Genomic DNA, 373 nt, shown 5'->3' with positions numbered 1-373 from the left:
GTCGGCCGTGAACTATCCGCAAGCCATTGATCTGGCCTGTTGATTGAGGCGGATAGCGGCTTTGGAATTGCAGGATTAGCGGTATTTGGACGCTGTTTTCCTGCAATTCGGTTTTGCGATTCCCTTGTGGCGCGGAGCGTGATTCACTCGGTTCGGCGGCGGCGAATCGAGGGGACAGCGAATGTCCAGGCCACGCGAGAAGCGCGAGACGGGAGAGCAGGACCTGTTCCGCTCCCGGCTCGACCAAATCATCAACATGAAGCACGAGCTGGTGCGGCTGGCGCAGGCGATCGACTGGCCGGTGCTGGAGGAGCGTTTCGGCGCCGTCTATTCGGACGGCCCCGGCATGCCGCCGCTGCCGACCCGGCTGATG

General features: G+C 62.2%; 1 pseudogene. It reads left to right on the top strand.

Annotated features, from left to right (window positions below):
* Positions 1 to 181: 181 nt before the first annotated feature.
* Positions 182 to 373, top strand: a pseudogene (locus P9228_RS30850) (IS5/IS1182 family transposase); the annotation flags it as partial.

Origin of the sequence: Mesorhizobium sp. WSM4898 (assembly GCF_029625845.1) — a bacterium.
In the GTDB taxonomy this organism is placed as follows: Bacteria; Pseudomonadota; Alphaproteobacteria; order Rhizobiales; family Rhizobiaceae; genus Mesorhizobium.
This window is presented reverse-complemented; position numbering and strand designations above follow the sequence as displayed.